Below are 17,820 nucleotides of genomic sequence, written 5' to 3' on the forward strand. Positions count from 1 at the left end.
GCGGCCCGGACTACTCGGGCGGCGGCTCCCAGCCCAGCACCGAATCCAGGGCGCGCAGCATCGCCGAGGACGGCGAGAGCCGGATCACGCTGTCGCGCACCATCGTTGCCGGAGCCCACGACCATTGCGCCACCGCGCCGATCAATCGTGAGCGCCGCACGATGGCGGCGGTGCGTGGCCGCCGCAGCCGATCGTAGGCCGTCAACGCCGCTGGCACCGGTGTCGCATCGAGCACGGCAGCCAGCGTGACCGCATCCTCGAGCGCTTGATTCGCGCCCTGCCCGAGGTTCGGGGTCATGGCGTGTGCGGCATCGCCGAGCAGCGCCACCCGACCGCGGGCGAAGGAGTCCAACCTCGGCAGGTCGTAGATGTCGTGGTGCAGGACGGTCGCGGGGTCGACCCGGTTCAAGACCTGCGGGATCGGTGCGGGCCAGTTCCCGAATCGGCGCTGAACCTCCGCGAACTCGCCGTCGGGATGCCGCTGCCCGGCCTTCGCGTCGGCCACGGCGAACAGGTACGCGCAGCCGTCCGGGAGCGGGACGACGCCGAAACGCTCACCGCGGCCCCATATTTCGCCGCCGTCCGGCGCGAAATCCAGCGGCCCGGTGATCATCCGCCAGGCGGTGTATCCGGCGTACCGAGGGGCTGTGGCGTCCGGCCACAGCAGGTCTCGGATCGTGCTGCGGATGCCGTCCGCGCCGATCACCAGATCGGCCTCCGAGACACCTGCGGTATGGGTGACCTTCACCCCCTCCCCCAGATCCTCGACCCCGGTCACCGCGACGCCCGGACGCAGCACCTGCACCGGGAGCGCCTGCGCCAGAATCGAGAACAGGTCGGCCCGCCGGATCGCGACCAGCGGCCCGTGACGTCGCGCCAACTCCGCGGTATCGGTTCTCGACAGCCAGCGCCCACGCCGATCGCGAATGCCGCCCTCGGCCTCCACCAGCCCGGCCGCGCGCACCGCCGCACCCGAACCCAGCGTATCCAATGCTCGAATACCGTTGGCCCACAGTGAGATACCGGAGCCGGCCTCGCCGACTTCGGCCGCCCGTTCGAGCACTTCCACCTGCCATCCGCGGCGATACAACGCAATGGCGGCCGCCAGCCCGCCGATACCACCGCCGACCACGATCGCTTTCCCTGGAACGTCCACGATGACCTCCACTACAGCTGTAGTACTGTTCGACTACAGTTGTAGTCCCACCCGCCGAGGAACGGAAGACATGGTGACCGAGACCGCAGACCGCCGCACCCGACTGGCCGACGCCGCCATCGACACCCTCGCCGGAGCCGGCCTGCGCGGACTGACCCACCGGGCCGTCGACCAGGCCGCGGGCCTGCCGGAGGGATCCTGCTCCAATCACTTCCGAACCCGCGAAGCCCTGCTCGCGGCCGCCGTCGAGCGCCTCGCCGAACGCGATGCCCTGGAATTGACGCTGGCCCTGCCCGAGTCCGCCGACCCCGACGAGCTGGCCCGCCTACTCACCGATGTAGTGATCACGCAGACCACCGTCAACCGTGCCGCACTGCTCGCCCGCTACGAACTCTCACTGGAGTCGACCCGCCGCCCGGCCCTACGGAAGGCGCTGCGCCAGAGCGGACTTCGATTCCGCGTCAGGGCCGCCGAGCTGCTGGCCGGCCTGGGCGTCGACAAACCCGAACTGTGCGCCGACGCCTTCGTCGCCTGCCTGGACGGTCTCATGTTCGACCGCGTGGCGGGTGCCGGTGAACCCGACACCCGCCAGATCCAGCGAACCCTGCGAATCCTGTTGGGCGGCTATCTGTCCTGATCGGCGGCAGGCAGCAGATGCCGTTCGAAGCGCCGATATCAGTCGCGGGGACGGACCTCGAGCAGCCCTTGCGCGAGGGCCGCGGTGACGGCGGCGGTCCTATCGGTGACATCGAGCTTGCCGAACGCGCGTTGTAGATGTGTCTTCACCGTCGCCTCGCTGATGTGCAGGAGCTGGCCGATCTCGGTGTTGGTCAGTCCCTGCGCGACCTGCCCGAGCACCTCGGCTTCCCGCGCCGACAGCTGCACCTGCGGGTCGCGGCGGCGACGATGCAGCCGGGCGCTCACGGAGGGCGCGAGGACGGTCTCACCCCGGGCGGCGGCGCGGACAGCGGCGGCGAGTTCGGTGCGGGAGCTGTCCTTGAGCAGGTAGCCGCAGGCCCCGGCCTCGACGGCGCGCAGGATGTCGGTGTCGGTCTCGTAGGTGGTGACCACGACGACCCGGGTGCCGGGGCAGACGGCCAGGATGCGTTCGGTGGCGGTCGCGCCGTCCACGTCGGGCATGCGCAGGTCCATCAGCACCACGTCGGGTCGCAGCGCGGTGGCGACCGTGACGGCTTCGGCGCCGCCCGCCGCTTCGGCGAGCACGGTGAGATCCGGTTCGCGCGAGAGCATTCCGCGCATGCCCTCCCGCACCACGGGATGGTCGTCGACGAGCAGGACGGTGATCATGCGGGCACCTCGATCTCCACCCGGGTGCCCGTGCCGGGGCCGGTCGTCACGGCGACCGTCGCACCGATCTCACGGGCGCGGCTGCGCAGTCCGGCCAGGCCGAAGCCGTCGACGCCGTCCGCGTCGAAGCCGATCCCGTTGTCCGCCACCGAGAGCCGGACACCGTCGGGTGTTCGGGTGAGGTCGACGCGCACGCTGTCGGCGCGGGAATGCCTGCGCACATTCGCCAATGTCTCCTGCGCGGCCCGCAGCAGGACGACCTCGGTTCCAGTATCCAACGGTGGCACAGTCGAATCCACGTGCACGGCCACGTCGATGCCGGTCTCGTCGGTGAGGCGGCGGCAGCGGCGGCGCACCGAATCGGCCAGTGAGCCGCCGCTCAGGTCCGGCGGGGTCAGGGTCTCCACCATGGTGCGGGCCTCGATGAGGTTCTCGCGCGCGGTGGCCTCGATCAGCGCGAGGTGGCGGCGAGCGGCGGCAGGGTCGGCGTCGAATTCGGAGTCGACCGCCTGCGCCAGACCGGCAATGCCCGCGAATCCCTGGGTCAGCGTGTCGTGGATTTCCCGGGCCAGCCGCGTGCGTTCGGCCGCCGATCCCGCCTCCCGCGACAGCCGTTCGACATCGGCACGACTGCGTTCCAATTCCTCCAGAAGGACGGCCAGCTGTTCACCCCGGTCGATGGCGAGGGTGATGGTCGACCCGATCGCCGGGTTGAACACGAGCGCAACCAGCGACATAACCACTCCGAGAGCCACATCCGTGTGCGTCACCAGCGCAGCGAGCAGCGGCGCGAAGCTGACCGGAGCGGCGACCAGGATCGCCGCCCGCACCGGTAGCGACATGTAGATGAGCGCGTACACGACCAGGATCGCCGTGACGGCCGACTGCGACCACCAGATGGCCGCCAGGAAGAACACCAGCGCACCGGTCACGAAGGTCACCGATGTCCGGTTCACCGAGCGGCGGAAGAACGCGTCCGGATTGCTCAGTCGCGGCGCCAATTGCGCACACCACAGCAGCAGACAGCCCAGTGCCGCCGAGGCCGCCCACACATCGGCGCGATCCTGGCGGCGCATCACGATCACCAGCACCTCGGTCGCGACGCAGCCGCCGATCACATAGGCGCACCAGATCCGGTACCAGAAGACCCACCGTTCGGGCGCGGAGGCAGGCGACAGCATGCTCCGACGATAGCCCCCGAGCGCGGTCACGCTGTCCCCCGAACGGTTGACGCGACCCCCCGCCCACCGTGCCTACGCTGCAACAAAAGGCCACGCGAACAAGGGGATTCGCCATGACGACCACTTCGGTCACACCCGATTCGACCCTCTATCCGCCCCGCTGGCAGCCCGCGCCGCTGCGCTGGCACCGCACGCGGGTGTCGTGGTGGCAGTCCTGGAAGCTCGCGGCCGGGGTGATACCGCGCATGCGGGACAGCACCATCGCCGAGTACTACGGCACGCTGCTCCCCGGCCAGGACGACATCATGGTGGCACGAATGCCCTTGCTGCGCTTCGTGCTCGTGCGCAGCCCGGAGCTGGCGCGGCACGTGCTGGTCACCAATCAGGACAACTATCCCAAGAGCGCGGAGTACGAGATGCTGGCCGTAGCATTCGGGCGGGGGCTGGTCACCGAGCTCGACGAGCAACGCTGGCAACGGAATCGACGCCTGGTCGCGCCGGTGTTCAGCAAGCGCAATATCGCCACGCTCGCGGGTCCGATCACCGACGCGGCCCGCGACTGCGCGCAGCGGCTGGCCGCGCTCGGCGCCGACGGCACACCCGTGGATGTGAGCGCGGAAATGAACCGGCTCACGCTGGATGTGGTGGCCCGCACCATGTTCGGGGTCGATCTGAGCGGGCCGATGGCAGAGGTGACATTGTCGCGGATGCTGCGCTTCTTCGGCGTCGGCTTCGTCAGCGGAACCTCCCGCCCGCTGCGCACGATCGCCGACCTCACCCACCGCCGCGGTCTGCCACCCGCTGTTCTACGTGCGACCAGCTGGATCCTCGCACCCCGCATGATGACCGACCTGCGGCACGTGGAGGACATCGTCGACCGTCTCATCGCCGACCACCGCAACGGTGTGATCACCCGAGGCGACAATCTGCTCGCCCTGCTCATGGAGGCCCGCGACCCAGAAACCGGCCACCGCTACACCGACGCCGAAATCCACGACGAGCTGATGACATTCCTCGGCGCAGGCATGGAAACCACCGCCACCACCCTGGCCTGGACCTGGAAACTCCTCGCCGAACACCACGAAGTCCGCGACCGCCTCCACACCGAACTCGACGAGGTCCTCGCCGGCCGCACCCCCACCCCCGCCGACCTCGACCACCTCCCCTGGACGAAAGCCATTGTCGCCGAAACCATGCGCCTCTACCCACCCATCGCCGGCCTCGCCCGCGTAGCGAAATCCTCCGACCTCCTCGGCGACTACCCCATCCCCGCCGGCACCACCGTCTCCATCAGCCTCCACGCCCTCCACCACCACCCCGAAATCTGGCCCGACCCCACCGCCTTCAACCCCACCCGCTTCCTCCCCAACACCCTCACCCCCACCCAACGCCACTCCGCCCTCCCCTTCGGCGCCGGCAAACGCATGTGCGTAGCCCACACCTTCGCCAACACCGAAGCCACCCTCGCCCTGGCCACCCTCGCCCAATCCCTGACCCTCACCCTCGCCACCAAAACCCCCATCCACCCCCAGTTCTCCTTCACCGGCGGCCCCAAAGGCCCCCTCCCCATGCACATAACGCCCAGAACCCCCACCCGAGCGCACTGATCAGTTGTTGGCGCGTTGGATGGAGCGGCGGACCAGGGTGCGGAGGCCGGGGAGTTGGATGGCGCGGAGGGCTAGTTCGGCGGCCCAGACGTGGGTGCGGGTGGGTGGGGCGAAGCGGCTGATTCCTTTGCGGGCCAGGGCTTGTCGTTTGGCTACTTCGGGGCGCAGGGATGTTTCCCAGGTGGCGAGGGCGGCGGGGAGGTCGGCGTCGTGTGCCGCCAGTGTGGTGCCGAGGCGGTCGGCGCCGTCCAGGGCGAGAGCGGCGCCGTAGCCGGCGAATACCGTGACGCACCAGGCTGCGTCGCCGAGGAGGACGACTCGGTCGCGACTCCAGCGGTCCATCACGATCTGGCCGACCGAGTCGAAATAAGCGGTGGCGGGGTCGAGTTGACGGAGGGCTTCGGCGACGCCGCCGTCTAGGTCGCCGAAGGCTCGGGTGAGGGCGGATTCGGCGCCGAGGCTCAGTTCCGCGGCCGGGTCGGGGCAGCGGTAGGTGAAGAACGCCGAGGAGCGTTGTGGACCGAGGTTCATGACCGCTGCGGTGCGGCCGGGGGCGATGTGGGTGGCGCCGATGCCTTCGGGGATCTGTTCGGGAACAGTGTGCAGCGGGAATGCGCCGACCATGTGGCCCAGGTCCACGAAATATTCGGGCTCGGGGCCGAAGACGAGTTCGCGAACTCGGGAGTGCACACCGTCGGCGCCGACGAGAAGTTCGGCGTGCAAACGGGTGCCGTCGCCGAGGGTGACTTCGACTCGCCCGGGGGTCTGGACGATCGCCTGCGGCGTGGTCCCGAAACGGATATCGGCGAAGTCGGCGACGGCGTCGTACAGCACCGACTCCAAGTCGCCACGGAACAAGGTCAGCGCCCTTTTCCCCACCGCAGCCTCGGTGACATCGGATGGGAGCCTGAACTTTTCGCGGCCATCCGCGTGCACGAGTACCGACGTGAAGAACCCGATATCACGCTTGGAGAGCTCCGGGATCAGCCCGAGCCGCTCGGCGGCGGCATATCCGGGTCCGTGCAGGTTCAGCAGGTAACCGCTACTGCGTCGACTCGGCGCGCGTTCGAGTACGACCACGTCCCAGCCTTGCTGATGCAGTCGCAACGCGGCAGCCAGACCGGCGATCCCGGCACCGACGATCAGTGCCCTCCGGCCCGATGCCTCGGAATTCTGATGTGCAGCGCTCTCGAAAGCTTCCATTGCGACTCCTGGATCGATGTGTTGTCGGCGAAGGCCATCCACGAACCATCACCACATCGTCAACTAGTAGTTGACTCGAAGCCATTCGTCAACTGCAAGTTGACGCAGGGTCGGCTATTCCGCGTCCGTTAACGTTTCCTGCCCCTGCGCGGATTCACCTCTCGATCTTGTTGTTTCGACGTTCGATGGGAAACCCGCAGTGAGAGTGGTTGTTTCAACGTTTGCCGCAGTACTGGCCGGCACCGTGGTCCTGCTGACCGCCGGGTGCAACGACCAAGGAAACGGGGCGCAGCCGGTTTCACCGGGGCCGACCTCGGTTCCGATTGCGAGCAACGCGCCCGCCCCGAGCGTTGCGCCGACTCCCAGCAGCGCACCGACCCCCAGCACCACTCCCGCGCAACCGATTTCCGGCGGCGGATCGGATTCCGGCGGCGATACGACCGTGCCTCCGACACCGACCGTCGCACCGATCTCGGAATGCGCGAACGGCCAGATTCGAGTCCGCGCCGAAGACATGCCGCCCACGACCTTGAACTACACCGGCACCCGACTGATCTTCGAACTGACCGGCGACACCCCGTGCTGGCTGAACGGCTACCCCGGCGTCGACATGTGGGCCCCCGGCGACAAGTGGGTGCACGCCTACCGCCTCGACGCCAGCGCCGCCTACAGCACCAACCCCGACCACAGCCTGCCCGGCCCGCAGCAGATCACCATCAAACCCGGCCAGCCCGCCCACGCCATCGTCGAAAACCTCATCAACGACAACGGCCACCCCTGCGCCGTCTCCCACACCCTCAAAGTCACCCCACCCGATATGACCGCCATGCAAGAGGTGGAAACCGGTGTGATGCACCCCTGCTCGGTCAACGTCCACGCCATCACCCAGTAGACAGCCGGTCGATCCGGCAGACACGAACCTGTGAGTTCGAGCATCGACGTGCGAAAGGTACGGCCATGAACTAGTTTCAGTCGACTGCAGGGGGCAGTCATCTCGAACTCCGGGGGGAGCGAGCGTGCTCGAGCTCGATCAATTCAGCCATGGGTGGGTCACACCGACACTGGCGTACGCGATGTCGGTCATCGGATCGATGTTGGGGCTGCGGTGCGCCGCCCATGCGCGGACGTCCCCGAAACCGGACGCGTGGCTCGCCACGGGAGCAGTGGCGCTCGGCGGAGCAGGCATCTGGGTCATGCATTTCACCGCCATGCTCGGGTTCTCCATTCACGGCGCCACTATTCGATATGACGGCGTGGTGACACTGCTCAGCGCGGCGATGTCGATTGTGGTGGTGTGGATCGGGTTGTCGATCGCCGTGCGCGGCACACGCAAGGCGGTCGCCCTCCCACTCGGCGGGCTGGTGACAGGGACAGGCGTAGCCGTCATGCACTACCTGGGCATGTACGCGATGCACGCCACCGCGCACATCGAATACCGATTCCCTTTGGTAGCACTGTCTTTCGTCATCGCGGTGGTGGCGGCGACGGCAGCACTGTGGTTCGCCGTCACAGTTCGCGGCCTGCGCGCAAGCTTCGGCGCCGCGCTCGTCATGGGGCTGGCGGTGTGCGGGATGCACTACACCGGAATATCGGCGATGCAGGCCCACATGTCCGAAGACATGTCGCCGCCGGAAGGCTCACAGGCAGTGCAGTTGGTAACGCCGCTGTTCGTCACGGTCATCGTGGTCACCATGACACTGATGCTGGTCGTGGGTCTGGCCGAAGTCGATGAGCGCAGCAAGTCAGAAGGGTGAGCCGACCAGACCAAGGCCGCGAGTTCCAATGGGCCGCTTGGGATTTCATCACGTCCAAGGTGCATTGTTGCGGTGGGGCGAGAACCCCGCACATCACGGAAGCAGGTCCGGCGGCGATGGTCGCGCGGGATGAAAACTCTGCGGCCAACGGCGGTGCGCAGGTGACGTTCGACGTCCGCAGAGGTGTTATGTCCAGGTGGACGGGGCTGTAGGACAGCACATTGACGTCGGAGCCATCCGAATGATTCATCTTTCAGATAGCGCGAGGCTGGGTAGGCTGCTCGACCCAGGCACGGTCGAGTTCAGACTCCAGCCGGCCAGCCGGGCACCGGTGGCAGCGCAGGAAGTGGCTGGTCCAATGTTTGGGGAGTAGTGGTCCGCAGCTCCGCAGGAACAGGGTTCTCCGGCGACGCCGAACACCGGTCGACGAATTGTTGATCGGCGCGTCCGACGGCATTGAAGCTCCAGCCGCCGAAGACATCCGTCGAGGGGTACCGCGCTGGCCCCGCACCCACTGACGTTTGTTGTGCGCCAGCGTTTGTCGGCACCCGCAACTCGATCCAGTCAGCTCGAGGAATCAAGCTCGCGGCACCGTCACTGGTCGTATAGCGGTCGCCCTTGGGGTAGCTGAGACCGTTGTCCCAGGAGCACACCGTGATGCGCCGAACATCGTTCTTCGGCTCGACGTCCATGACCCGCCAGTAATAGGTCCCGTACGCAGTCACCATCTGTTTCGGGCTGTCGTAGTAGAAGAGCGATGCAGGCATGGTGTTGTCCGGGGAACGAATAAGCGATGACAGTTTCGCTTCATACCCAGGATAGGCAGCACCGGTCCCCGCCTGCATCGAAATATCCCACGACTCGAAGAATGCTCGCGCGACAACAACTTCGGGCGAGGTCAGTGCGAAACCATCACTCGCCGACCACACATAGTTGTACCGAATTCCTTCAGGCAGTGAATATTTCGTTGCCCCACTGTCACCACGAGAGCAGCCGGGCAGCGCAAAAGCAACCAATGCGGCGATCACACCAAGAGCAAGAACAGCACCTCGACGCATTCTCGTTGCCTCACCAGTTCGATCGAGTTGGATTGGTAGCCTGCTGCCACAGATCGTCATACTTCGTGAGACCTTGACCGATCACCGCACTGTTCAGCAGGTCTCGCTTGAACCTGGGGTACAAGCCCACCGGATTCGACCCACCGATCGCATCGAACGACTTGACTCCGCCATCCGGCGTCAGGTACGGCTGCAGCGAGGGATCGGCAAGTACGCTCGCGCGCTCCGGGCTATCGGTCAGTCCTCGGAGGATGTTCCAGTACTGACTTGCCCCCGAGGTATGCGGATCGGCCGCCCCGCCATAACCACCCGGCAGTGCCATCTCGACCAACTGCCGCTGCAACTGCACCTTCCCCTCGGACCACCCGGCATCGAGCCCCTGCGTCAGCAACTTCGTGAACTTGGCACCGGGCAACTCTTCGATGCCCGCTTTCACCAGCGGCTTCAACGAGTCGAAGAAGGCCCCGGTACCTTCCTTGAACTTTGTCTTGTCGAAATCACCGCCGAGAGCGTCATCCATCCCGTACTGCGCGGCCCAGTCTATGCGGGAAGCGAACTCACCGAGCTCCAGCTCTTTTGCCCCACCCAGCCCGAACTCGTAGTCCAGTTGCCCTACCGCCGAATAGGCGGCCTTGTTGAAGTAGACAGCCGCATCATGATCGGTGTCGATTACCGCGAAGACATTCCGAGCCTGCCTGCTCGAAAGCGGATCGAATCCGCCGGTATTCAGGCCGCCGTCGAATCCGACCATGCTCGGAATGTAGTTTCCGATGGTGTGGCTCAGCGCCCTCGCGATTTCCGGGTTGGCCTCGCCGAGAGAACTTTTCGGGAAATCACCGAGCGGCCCCTGCGAGCCGCTCAGGCTGAAGAGCTTGCCCTTGTGGTCGCCGAGGTACTGCGCGAGGGCGTGCGCCGATTCGCCCGCCTGAACCTTCTGGAACTGGTTGGTGGACGCGGCATCCTGACCGGCTGCCTCGATGAAGGAGACGACACCCTTGTCGTGGCCGACGTAGTAGCGGTCGAGGAGATTGCCGATGTGGTCGGTCGGGTCGTAGTGATGTCCCGAATTGACTGTCACATCCATGTTTTGGCCCGTCAGGGCGTCGTGCACGGCGATGTGGTCACTCTTCGCGACATCGAGGATATTGCTCACGATGTCTCCGGCGGACCGGATCGTGATGGTGTTCGAGTCGAGGCTGGTGCCGTCCTGCCGTGTCGTCGTGAGCCGCGGATCCTTGGTGGCTCCGGCGATTTCGGATGCCTGTTTGATCAAACCCCGGTTCAGGTCCGAGCCTTGGGCCACGCCCTGGTCGCCATTGCCCAGCAAACGGGTCAGGGCCTCCATATCGGCCGAGCGTCCGAAATATGCTCCGCCCCAAGGGCCTTCGCGGACCAGTTTATCGGTGAGGAGGCTTTGAACGGAGGTCGGAAGGGCCGCCATTCCGCCGTGGGTTCCGTCGATCGGGGCACCGTCGACGGTGGCGGCGTGGACATTCGGGTCGGAGATGATGCGCAGTGCGTCGGCGATGCCGCCGGTCACCGCATCGCGTTGGCCGCCGGCGAGTTTCGAGCCGATGCCGGCGATGTCCTGGACACCCATATCCTTCATGCCGTCCATGAGCCCACCGAGATAACCGTATTGCGGGAGGGCGGCCGTCTTGCCACCGGCGAGGTCGGTGCGGTCCTCATCGGCCAGGTCGGTGGCCAGGCGCAGTCGAGCCAGCGCTTCGGGGCTCGCCGTCCCATCGCGCCAGTCCGCAAGATCCTTTCGTGCACGGTCGGGGGTCAATTCCGCAAATGGGGATTTGTCCAGATGAGCAGCGAGGATGGAGGCGACCGCCGACTCGGGTGCGAATGTTCGAAGATCGCCGATTGCTTTGCTCATCGCGGCGGCGAACTTGTCGTCGTCGGCGCCGAGGGTGGTGGCCAGACCTTGTAGACGCGCCGTCTCGTTGGCCGCTCGCTCGGCCTCCGCGGCATCGACGTGCTTGACGGTGAAGTCTTCGCCGACGGTGAATCCGTCTTTGTGCAGAAGACCGACGCCGGTCCGGATATCCGTGACTACGTGGTCCATGCTGTCGAAGGCTTGCCTGCAGGCATTCCCGAGCTGGTCGTACGCGCCGGCAAGGGTACGAACCTGGGTGCGTTCACGATCGGCTCGGTCGGTGGCCGCGTTCGCCGCCAGGCCCGACCAGTCCAGATTGTGGATGGTCCGATTCATACTCTCCGCGGTCGCATCGACCGCGGTCACGATCGTGCCGCAATCGGTGGCGATGTCGGCAAGCGCTTGCAGATTCCACCGCATGACCTGGGACAACGTGGGTGTCGGCATCGGCTACCGCACCGAGTTCAGGTCGCCGAGACCGTGCAGGGCTTCGGCCACCTCCACGTCGCTGTCGTGATATGTCTTGGCGGCGTTGAACAATAGGTTGGCCATCGCGTCGTAGCGGATATGCAGGACCTTCTTGGCCTGGGTACTCGCGTCGTCCGCTGTCGCCAGCGCGGCAGCGATGGCGGAACCGCTGACACCGTCGACCCCCCGAGCTGCTCCCAGGTGAGGTACTCGCTCGGTGTCGTTGATATCTTCTCCGGCTCGCCCCAATTGAGTTGCCGCGTCGACCAGCGATTGTGGCGTTACTTTCATCGTTCAGGCCCCCTTACCGGCCGAAATCCCACTCCCAGCTACCGCACAGGCACTATATCGGCTGGTGCGGAGGAATCGGCATTGCCACGGCCATCGCCCACAGACGGAACGAACGCAATACGATGCCCGGGCTCTGGAGATCGATGTGTTCTAGCGGGCAGCTTCCAGGAGCAGCTCGCCGAGTTCGACGGGCATGGTGATCATGCAGTCGTGCCCGGTCGGCAACTCCCGGACCCGTGCGGGAGAACCGTTGGGCTGGATCGCTGCGACCGGCCGTCTGGCGATGCCCTGCGGTTTCGCGCCGACGCAGTGAATGTGCGTGCGCGCCACGGCGTCTGCCGCCTGGTTGTCGAGGTGGACCGGTTGTTGCAGGCAGCGCACCGGATGATCCGACAGCATCGTGCGCATCCACGCGATGTCGGCCGGGTCGGTGACTCCGAACAGGCCCAACGGCGCCGGGAGTTCGGGTAGCGGCGGGATCCGCCAGCCGATGCCGGTGTCGGCGGCGGCGTCGATCAGCTGCTGGGTGAAGGGTTGGACATCGACGGCGGTCTCGCCGTCGCGCGGGACCATCGCGTCGAGATAGACCAAGTGCGTGATCCGTTGCGGAATCTCGTTGGCCACCGAAGAGATGACCAGGCCCGCATAGCTGTGTCCCACCAGGACGACGTCGGTGAGATCCTCGTCCTTGATCAGCTCGACGATGTCGGCGACGTGGGTGTCCAGGCCCACGTCGGGTCCGAGCAGATGTGCCTTGTCGCCGTAGCCGCTCAGCGAGGGCGCGTACACCCGATGCCCGGCCGCCTCCAGTAGTGGGACCACTCGATCCCAGCATCGGCCACTGTGCCAAGCGCCGTGGACCAGCAGAAATACAGACATGTTCACCCCTTGTCGATCTGTGCCGAGGCGCCCCAGCCGAGCCGGTTACTTTTGATGCCTCGGTACACTTCAGGAACCACTGCCAGTGTGGTGCGCTCGATCCGAATCGGGCAATACGGCACATTCGTGTGCCTCGGTTCCCCGGAGGTAACCATGAACGTCGAGCCCGGCGAGTTGCCGCAGAGCGCGGGCGACGCGTGCCGGACACGGGAAGTCCTCGACATCGTGGGCGACAAATGGTCGCTGCTGGTCGTACGCCACCTCAGCCAGGGATCTCGTCGCTTCACCGAACTCAAACGCGATATCGACGGCATCAGTCAGCGCATGCTCACCGTCACCCTGCGCACCCTGGAACGCGACGGCATCCTGACCCGCACCGTGCGCAGCGTCATGCCGCCCCACGTCAGCTACGCCCTCACCCCGATGGGCACGAGCCTGCGCACCGCGACATTGCCACTGCTGGAGTGGAGCATCGCGCACGTGCCCGACATCGACGCCGCCCGAGCACAATTCGATACCCGCACCGAACCCGGCACCTAGCCTCACGGCGGACGCCCGGATGAAGAACACGTCGTCGCGACCTACCGATCGATGTCAGCCGGGGCCGGGCGCTATGTCCGCGGGGCGTCGCCGCTGATGATGCGGTGGGTCGCCAGGGTGAGCATGTCGATCCGCTGGGAGATGTCCTCGGCCGGCGCGAGCGATCAGGCCTGTCGCGCGGCAGTGACGAGCGCACACAGCAGTCGCAGGTGGTCGGCATCGGCTTGACGGGGGAGCAGGAAGCGGCGGCGGAGGAAGGCGTAGGACAGCTCGTGGCGTGGGTCGACCAACGCCTGTTGTCCGCCTGCTCCGCTGTGGCCGAACGCGCCGGCACCGAGGACCGGGTAGATCTCCGACGACGCGTGGAATCCGACTGCCCATGACTTGGGCTGTTGCAGGACCAAGTCGAAGCCGTTGGACTGGATCTGGCCGAACGACGACGCGGTGGCCGGTTCGAGCAGTGGGTCGACGCCGTCGACCGGTGACACGAGCGCCGAGTACAGCTTGGCGAGGCTGCGGGCGGTGCCGATGCCCCCGAACGAGGCTGGTCCGCGGGAGCGGACGACCGCAAGGTTGGGCAGTTCCCACACCTCCCGGTTGCGCGGATGGTGGCGGTTGAAGGCGATGCCGCTGAGACTGTCCGGGGAGGCCGCGGTCGCGGCGAGTTCGCGCAGCCGTTCCGGGGTCGCGGTCATCGGTTGCGCGCTGAGGAACCGGTCGTCCTGGCTCGCGGGCAGGCCCAGGTGCAGGTCGAGCTTCAGCGGAGCCTGAAGTCGTGTGGCGAAGTGTTCCTGGGCGGTGCGGCCGGTGGCGCGGCGCACGAGTTCTGCACTCAGCGCGGCCATCACCAACGCGTGGTATCCAGTTGCCCTGCCTGGTCGCCAGAACGCGCGCTGCGCGCCTAGTCGTTCGGCCACGAGCTGGTCGTCGGCAAGTTCCTCCATCGTGAACCCGTGCGTGGCACCGACCAGACCGGCCTGGTGGGCGAGTAATTCGCGCACCAGGAGGTCCTGTTTGCCCTCGACCGCGAACCCAGGCCAGTAGTGGCTTACCTTCTGGTCCAGGTCCATCACGCCGTCCTGGACCAGCAGCGCCACCACCAGGTGGGTGACTCCCTTGCTCGCCGAATAGATCCCCATGATCGAGTCGGCGCTCGTATCCGGCCCGGCCCACAGGTCGACCACCTTTTCCCCGCGGTGATAGGCCGCCACTTGGACGTCGAGTTCGCTACCCTCCGCGGCCAGCAGTGCGGCGAACTGCTCGCGCACAGCCTCGAATCCCGGCGCGACCGCGCCTTGGATGCCGACCGTGTCCTCGGTTGGTTCTCTCATGGTGCCTCCTGCTGTCTCGGTGACGGCCGATCTGTCGAGCACGACCAAGCCTAACCGATTAGTGACCATTGGTCACTAATAGTGGCGGGGTGCTGGTGCCGGCGTTTGTCGCACATGGCGGCCCACGACGGTGCCGCGTCCTGGCTATCGTCTGATTCATGACCGACGAAGTGGCCGAGCGGCGACGTCCGGGCCGTCCCGCCCAAATCAGCCGGGACAAGATCGTCGAAGCGGTGTCGCTGGCCGACAACATCGACACGCTGACCATGCGCGAGCTCGCGGCTCGCCTCGGCGTCGGCCACAGCGCGCTCTACCGGTGGGTCAAGAACCGCGACGAGCTCTTCGATCTCCTCAGCGAGGTCGTCGTCGAGCGAATCCTGCTGCGGGCCGACGCCGGGGACCTGGAATGGCGAACCTGGCTCGCCCGGCTCGCGTGGGCGATGCATGACGAATTCCTTGCCCTGCCAGGCTATGCCACGCGCCTGTCCCGGCCACACGAGCACAACGCACACGCCCTCGACCGGCTCAAAGGTGGGGTCGGCGCCGTTCTTCGCCGGTCTGGCGTCACCGACGAGATGGCCGAGCACAGCTGGCAGATCTTCATGACCTGTATCGTCGGCTGGCTGGCGGCAACCGAGAATCCCCTTCACCTCGGCGCAGCTGTACCGAGATTCGACCTGTTCCTCGACACGCTATTGCGTGGCCTGCCCGCCCGTGAGCCCGGCACCGTACGACCGTGAACCGTGTTCGCGTGACGGTTGACCGGGTTGTCAGGTTTCGAAGCGCAGCTAGTCGCCGAGGAAGGCGTGCAGTGTGTCGAGAAGTTCGGTGACGCGTTGCGGCCCAATGGAATCGAGACGCCGACGCAGTTCCGGTCGAATACGCCCTGCGATCAGCTCGGCGATCCGAAGTCCTTCGTCGGTCGGGGTCACCGTCAAGCGCCGTGCATCGGACGCGGCGCTGGAGCGCTGTAGCAGGCCGGCGCGCACGAGGCGGGTGATGGTGCGGCTGGTCGCGCTCGGGTGAGTGCTCAGTTGCTGCGTCAGTTCCGCCGGTGAGATCGCTGCCTGGGAGGCGGCGCGCAGCACCATGAACTCGCTTACGTCCAGATCCGAGACCTCGGCAATGTGCTGGCGGGCGTCATCGACGATCAGCCGATTCACCCGATACAGCACCTCGAGGAAATCGAGCACCGGACCATCCGTCACCATGCGGAGTATGTTATCAGGTGTCAATAATTAACAAGTGCAAAGTATCGGAGTGATCATGCAACGATTCGATGTGCATGCGCATGCGGTCGTGTCGGGAATCGATGCCGCATCCCAGGCGGCAGCCCAGGCCCTGATGAAGGACGAAGGTTTCGCCGGCAGCGTCCCGGGTGCTGGTTGGAGTGTCGAGGGGGCGCTGCGCTTCATGGACGAGCAGGGCATCGGGTTGCAATTGCTGTCGATGCCGGGCGCACTGGATGCGGAACCGGCGAGGAGGTGGAACGAGTATGCCGCCGGTGTAGTGGCGGCGCATCGCGATCGGTTCGGGCTGCTGGCTGCACTACCGATGTCCGAGCCCGACCGTGCCGTCGCCGAGATCCGGTATGCGACCGAACATCTGCACGCCGACGGGTTCGCTCTCGCAACCAATTACGGCGGCGCGTATTTCGGCAACAACCGTTTCGACGCGGTATTCGCCGAACTCGACCGACATCGGCTGCCAGTGTTCGTGCACCCCGCGCTGCCACCGGGCTTCGACCGATTGGGGCTCGGCCGACCCGGCCCGCTGATCGAGTACCCCATGGACACTGCCCGCACCATCGTCGACGCCATCTTCGCCGGAGTGCTGCTGCGATACCCGAACCTCCGGTTCGTCCTCGCCCACGCCGGCGGCGTACTCCCGGCCCTGCAGAACCGCATCGCCCTGCTCGCAGGCGAGTCCTGGGTCGCCAACCCGCTGGAGCTGACCTCCGGGCAATTGACCGAACAACTCCGCAGCCTCTATCTGGACACCGCAATCGGCGGAGGGCCCGCCGACATCGTTCCCGCCCTCGAGATGGTGGGCGTGGACCACCTGGTGTTCGGCACCGACTATCCACCGGCAGGCGCCGCGACGATCGCCGCGACGTCCGAAAACCTCCGCACCACCCTCGACCGCGCCGCGCAAGAGCAACTCAGCGCCACCTTCGCCGGCCTGTTCCCGAACGCGGCCGCCCGCGCGATTGCCCCGGACGCGGTCCCGACCACGTCGGCGGGCCGAGATCGGCTGGCATGAAGGAGAATTCCGCACTGCCGCCTGCCACTCCGACCCAACGACGAAGACCCCGCCCGGATCATCGGATCCGGACGGGGTCGTGTCCCCCGGGCGAGCGGGTCGCCGGGTCTCTCACCCCTACTTGGCGGGGGTGAAAGGCTGGTTGATGGTGGTGAAGTATTGGATGGCGGCGGCTATCGCGATGGGGGCGGTGACGAAGAGTTGGCCGGCGATGGTGCCCATGAAGCCGACGGTGGAGGCGCCGATGAGGCAGCCTGCGACGGGGCCGATGCCGAACATGGTGGCGAGAGGGGCTGTGGCGGCGGCGAATACGACGCCGCCGATCACGCAGCCGAGGGCAGCGCCGCCGAGGCCGCCGACCAGGGTGCCGAGGGCGGCGCCCACGGAGATGGTGTCGCGGAGGCGGCCCCAGGCGGCCTGTTCGCGGTCGTAGGGGGTCTTCCAGGGGGCCTGGTCCTCGTAGGGCAGGGCGACCGGCTGGTAGACGGCGTGGGTTTCGTCGAATTGGGGGGTGAGGGTGGCGGTGTGGCCGGCGATGTCGGCGGCGATGGGGAAGACGAAATCGTCGACGCGGAAGGACAATTCGGTGCCCGCCAGGGTGGTGCCGTCGGCCGCCTTGATCTTGAAGACGCCGTTCTCGACGCTGAGCGAGCCCGCGTCGGTGCGGATGATGGCGGCGGTGTCGGTGGAGTCGGCGGTGTAGTTCACGGGGGCGGGGGTGTCGGCGCTCGCCGGGCCGGTGACTGCGGCACCGAGGCTCAGCGACGCGGTGAGCAGCACGGATGCTGCGGCGGTTTTCCTCATCCTGGTTTTCTGCCTGATTCTTTCGATCCGGTGGGATGATCGCCCGCTGATCGCCGGGCGTCGCGATCACCGTGTCCGACGCCCTCGCCGCGA

The 17,820-nt window shown here is 66.5% G+C and carries 18 protein-coding genes; 7 read left to right on the plus strand and 11 right to left on the minus strand.

The genetic code is table 11. The features are described from left to right. Positions 1 to 10: 10 nt before the first annotated feature. Positions 11 to 1,156 (minus strand): FAD-dependent monooxygenase, encoded by a 1,146-nt coding sequence (locus ACYVN4_RS19465; protein WP_460723093.1) that lies wholly within the window; start codon positions 1,154 to 1,156, stop codon positions 11 to 13. A gap of 70 nt (positions 1,157 to 1,226) precedes the next feature. Here ACYVN4_RS19465 and ACYVN4_RS19470 point away from each other — a divergent pair, with 70 nt between their 5' ends. Continuing rightward, on the plus strand, positions 1,227 to 1,793 hold the full coding sequence (locus tag ACYVN4_RS19470; protein ID WP_460723095.1) for a TetR/AcrR family transcriptional regulator: 567 nt from the start codon (positions 1,227 to 1,229) through the stop codon (positions 1,791 to 1,793). A 38-nt stretch (positions 1,794 to 1,831) separates the two neighbouring features. Here the strand turns inward: ACYVN4_RS19470 and ACYVN4_RS19475 are convergent, their stop codons facing one another. Continuing rightward, entirely contained in the window at positions 1,832 to 2,464 is a 633-nt protein-coding gene (locus ACYVN4_RS19475; protein WP_460723097.1) for a response regulator transcription factor, read from the minus strand. Further along, positions 2,461 to 3,645, minus strand: a complete 1,185-nt coding sequence (locus ACYVN4_RS19480; RefSeq protein ID WP_460723099.1) for a sensor histidine kinase — start codon at positions 3,643 to 3,645, stop codon at positions 2,461 to 2,463. Before ACYVN4_RS19480 ends, ACYVN4_RS19475 begins: the two co-directional genes overlap by 4 nt. 113 nt (positions 3,646 to 3,758) lie before the next feature. On the opposite strand from ACYVN4_RS19480, the gene ACYVN4_RS19485 reads away from it, so the two are divergent. Then, entirely contained in the window at positions 3,759 to 5,252 is a 1,494-nt protein-coding gene (locus ACYVN4_RS19485) for a cytochrome P450 (protein ID WP_460723101.1), read from the plus strand. On the opposite strand, the gene ACYVN4_RS19490 is transcribed toward ACYVN4_RS19485, so the two are convergent. After that, positions 5,253 to 6,455 carry an FAD-dependent oxidoreductase gene (locus ACYVN4_RS19490; RefSeq protein ID WP_460723104.1) on the minus strand — a complete coding sequence of 401 codons (1,203 nt, stop codon included), beginning with the start codon at positions 6,453 to 6,455 and terminating at the stop codon, positions 5,253 to 5,255. Positions 6,456 to 6,897: 442 nt separating this feature from the next. Between ACYVN4_RS19490 and ACYVN4_RS19495 the strand changes: the two genes are divergently transcribed. Together ACYVN4_RS19495 and ACYVN4_RS19500 are read left to right on the plus strand one after the other, a co-directional pair. Further along, complete coding sequence (locus ACYVN4_RS19495) at positions 6,898 to 7,347, plus strand: DUF4232 domain-containing protein (RefSeq protein WP_460723106.1); 450 nt, start codon at positions 6,898 to 6,900, stop codon at positions 7,345 to 7,347. A 124-nt stretch (positions 7,348 to 7,471) separates the two neighbouring features. Beyond that, on the plus strand, positions 7,472 to 8,209 hold the full coding sequence (locus ACYVN4_RS19500; RefSeq protein WP_460723107.1) for an MHYT domain-containing protein: 738 nt from the start codon (positions 7,472 to 7,474) through the stop codon (positions 8,207 to 8,209). 302 nt (positions 8,210 to 8,511) lie between these two features. On the opposite strand, the gene ACYVN4_RS19505 is transcribed toward ACYVN4_RS19500, so the two are convergent. From ACYVN4_RS19505 to ACYVN4_RS19520, 4 genes are all read right to left on the minus strand, one after another. Further along, positions 8,512 to 9,237, minus strand: coding sequence for a hypothetical protein (locus ACYVN4_RS19505; RefSeq protein ID WP_460723109.1), 726 nt, complete (start codon positions 9,235 to 9,237; stop codon positions 8,512 to 8,514). Between the two features lie 40 nt (positions 9,238 to 9,277). Continuing rightward, positions 9,278 to 11,572 carry a WXG100 family type VII secretion target gene (locus tag ACYVN4_RS19510; protein ID WP_460723111.1) on the minus strand — a complete coding sequence of 765 codons (2,295 nt, stop codon included), beginning with the start codon at positions 11,570 to 11,572 and terminating at the stop codon, positions 9,278 to 9,280. Positions 11,573 to 11,602: 30 nt separating this feature from the next. After that, positions 11,603 to 11,911, minus strand: coding sequence for a type VII secretion target (locus ACYVN4_RS19515; protein ID WP_460723113.1), 309 nt, complete (start codon positions 11,909 to 11,911; stop codon positions 11,603 to 11,605). Between the two features lie 150 nt (positions 11,912 to 12,061). After that, a complete protein-coding gene (locus ACYVN4_RS19520) occupies positions 12,062 to 12,790 on the minus strand; it encodes an alpha/beta fold hydrolase (RefSeq protein ID WP_460723115.1) in 729 nt (242 codons plus the stop codon). A gap of 153 nt (positions 12,791 to 12,943) precedes the next feature. On the opposite strand from ACYVN4_RS19520, the gene ACYVN4_RS19525 reads away from it, so the two are divergent. Continuing rightward, entirely contained in the window at positions 12,944 to 13,330 is a 387-nt protein-coding gene (locus ACYVN4_RS19525; protein ID WP_460723117.1) for a winged helix-turn-helix transcriptional regulator, read from the plus strand. Positions 13,331 to 13,494: 164 nt separating this feature from the next. On the opposite strand, the gene ACYVN4_RS19530 is transcribed toward ACYVN4_RS19525, so the two are convergent. Next, the gene (locus tag ACYVN4_RS19530) at positions 13,495 to 14,661 is read right to left on the minus strand and encodes a serine hydrolase domain-containing protein (protein ID WP_460723119.1); all 1,167 of its coding nucleotides are present in this window, start codon (positions 14,659 to 14,661) and stop codon (positions 13,495 to 13,497) included. A 158-nt stretch (positions 14,662 to 14,819) separates the two neighbouring features. On the opposite strand from ACYVN4_RS19530, the gene ACYVN4_RS19535 reads away from it, so the two are divergent. Further along, positions 14,820 to 15,401 carry a TetR/AcrR family transcriptional regulator gene (locus tag ACYVN4_RS19535; RefSeq protein ID WP_460723121.1) on the plus strand — a complete coding sequence of 194 codons (582 nt, stop codon included), beginning with the start codon at positions 14,820 to 14,822 and terminating at the stop codon, positions 15,399 to 15,401. Positions 15,402 to 15,449: 48 nt separating this feature from the next. Here the strand turns inward: ACYVN4_RS19535 and ACYVN4_RS19540 are convergent, their stop codons facing one another. Further along, positions 15,450 to 15,872, minus strand: a complete 423-nt coding sequence (locus tag ACYVN4_RS19540) for a MarR family winged helix-turn-helix transcriptional regulator (RefSeq protein WP_460723123.1) — start codon at positions 15,870 to 15,872, stop codon at positions 15,450 to 15,452. Positions 15,873 to 15,927: 55 nt separating this feature from the next. Between ACYVN4_RS19540 and ACYVN4_RS19545 the strand changes: the two genes are divergently transcribed. After that, positions 15,928 to 16,923, plus strand: coding sequence for an amidohydrolase family protein (locus tag ACYVN4_RS19545; protein ID WP_460723125.1), 996 nt, complete (start codon positions 15,928 to 15,930; stop codon positions 16,921 to 16,923). 117 nt (positions 16,924 to 17,040) lie between these two features. On the opposite strand, the gene ACYVN4_RS19550 is transcribed toward ACYVN4_RS19545, so the two are convergent. Next, complete coding sequence (locus ACYVN4_RS19550; RefSeq protein WP_460723127.1) at positions 17,041 to 17,727, minus strand: hypothetical protein; 687 nt, start codon at positions 17,725 to 17,727, stop codon at positions 17,041 to 17,043. Between the last annotated feature and the right edge of the window lie 93 nt (positions 17,728 to 17,820).

Source organism: Nocardia heshunensis (assembly GCF_054782115.1).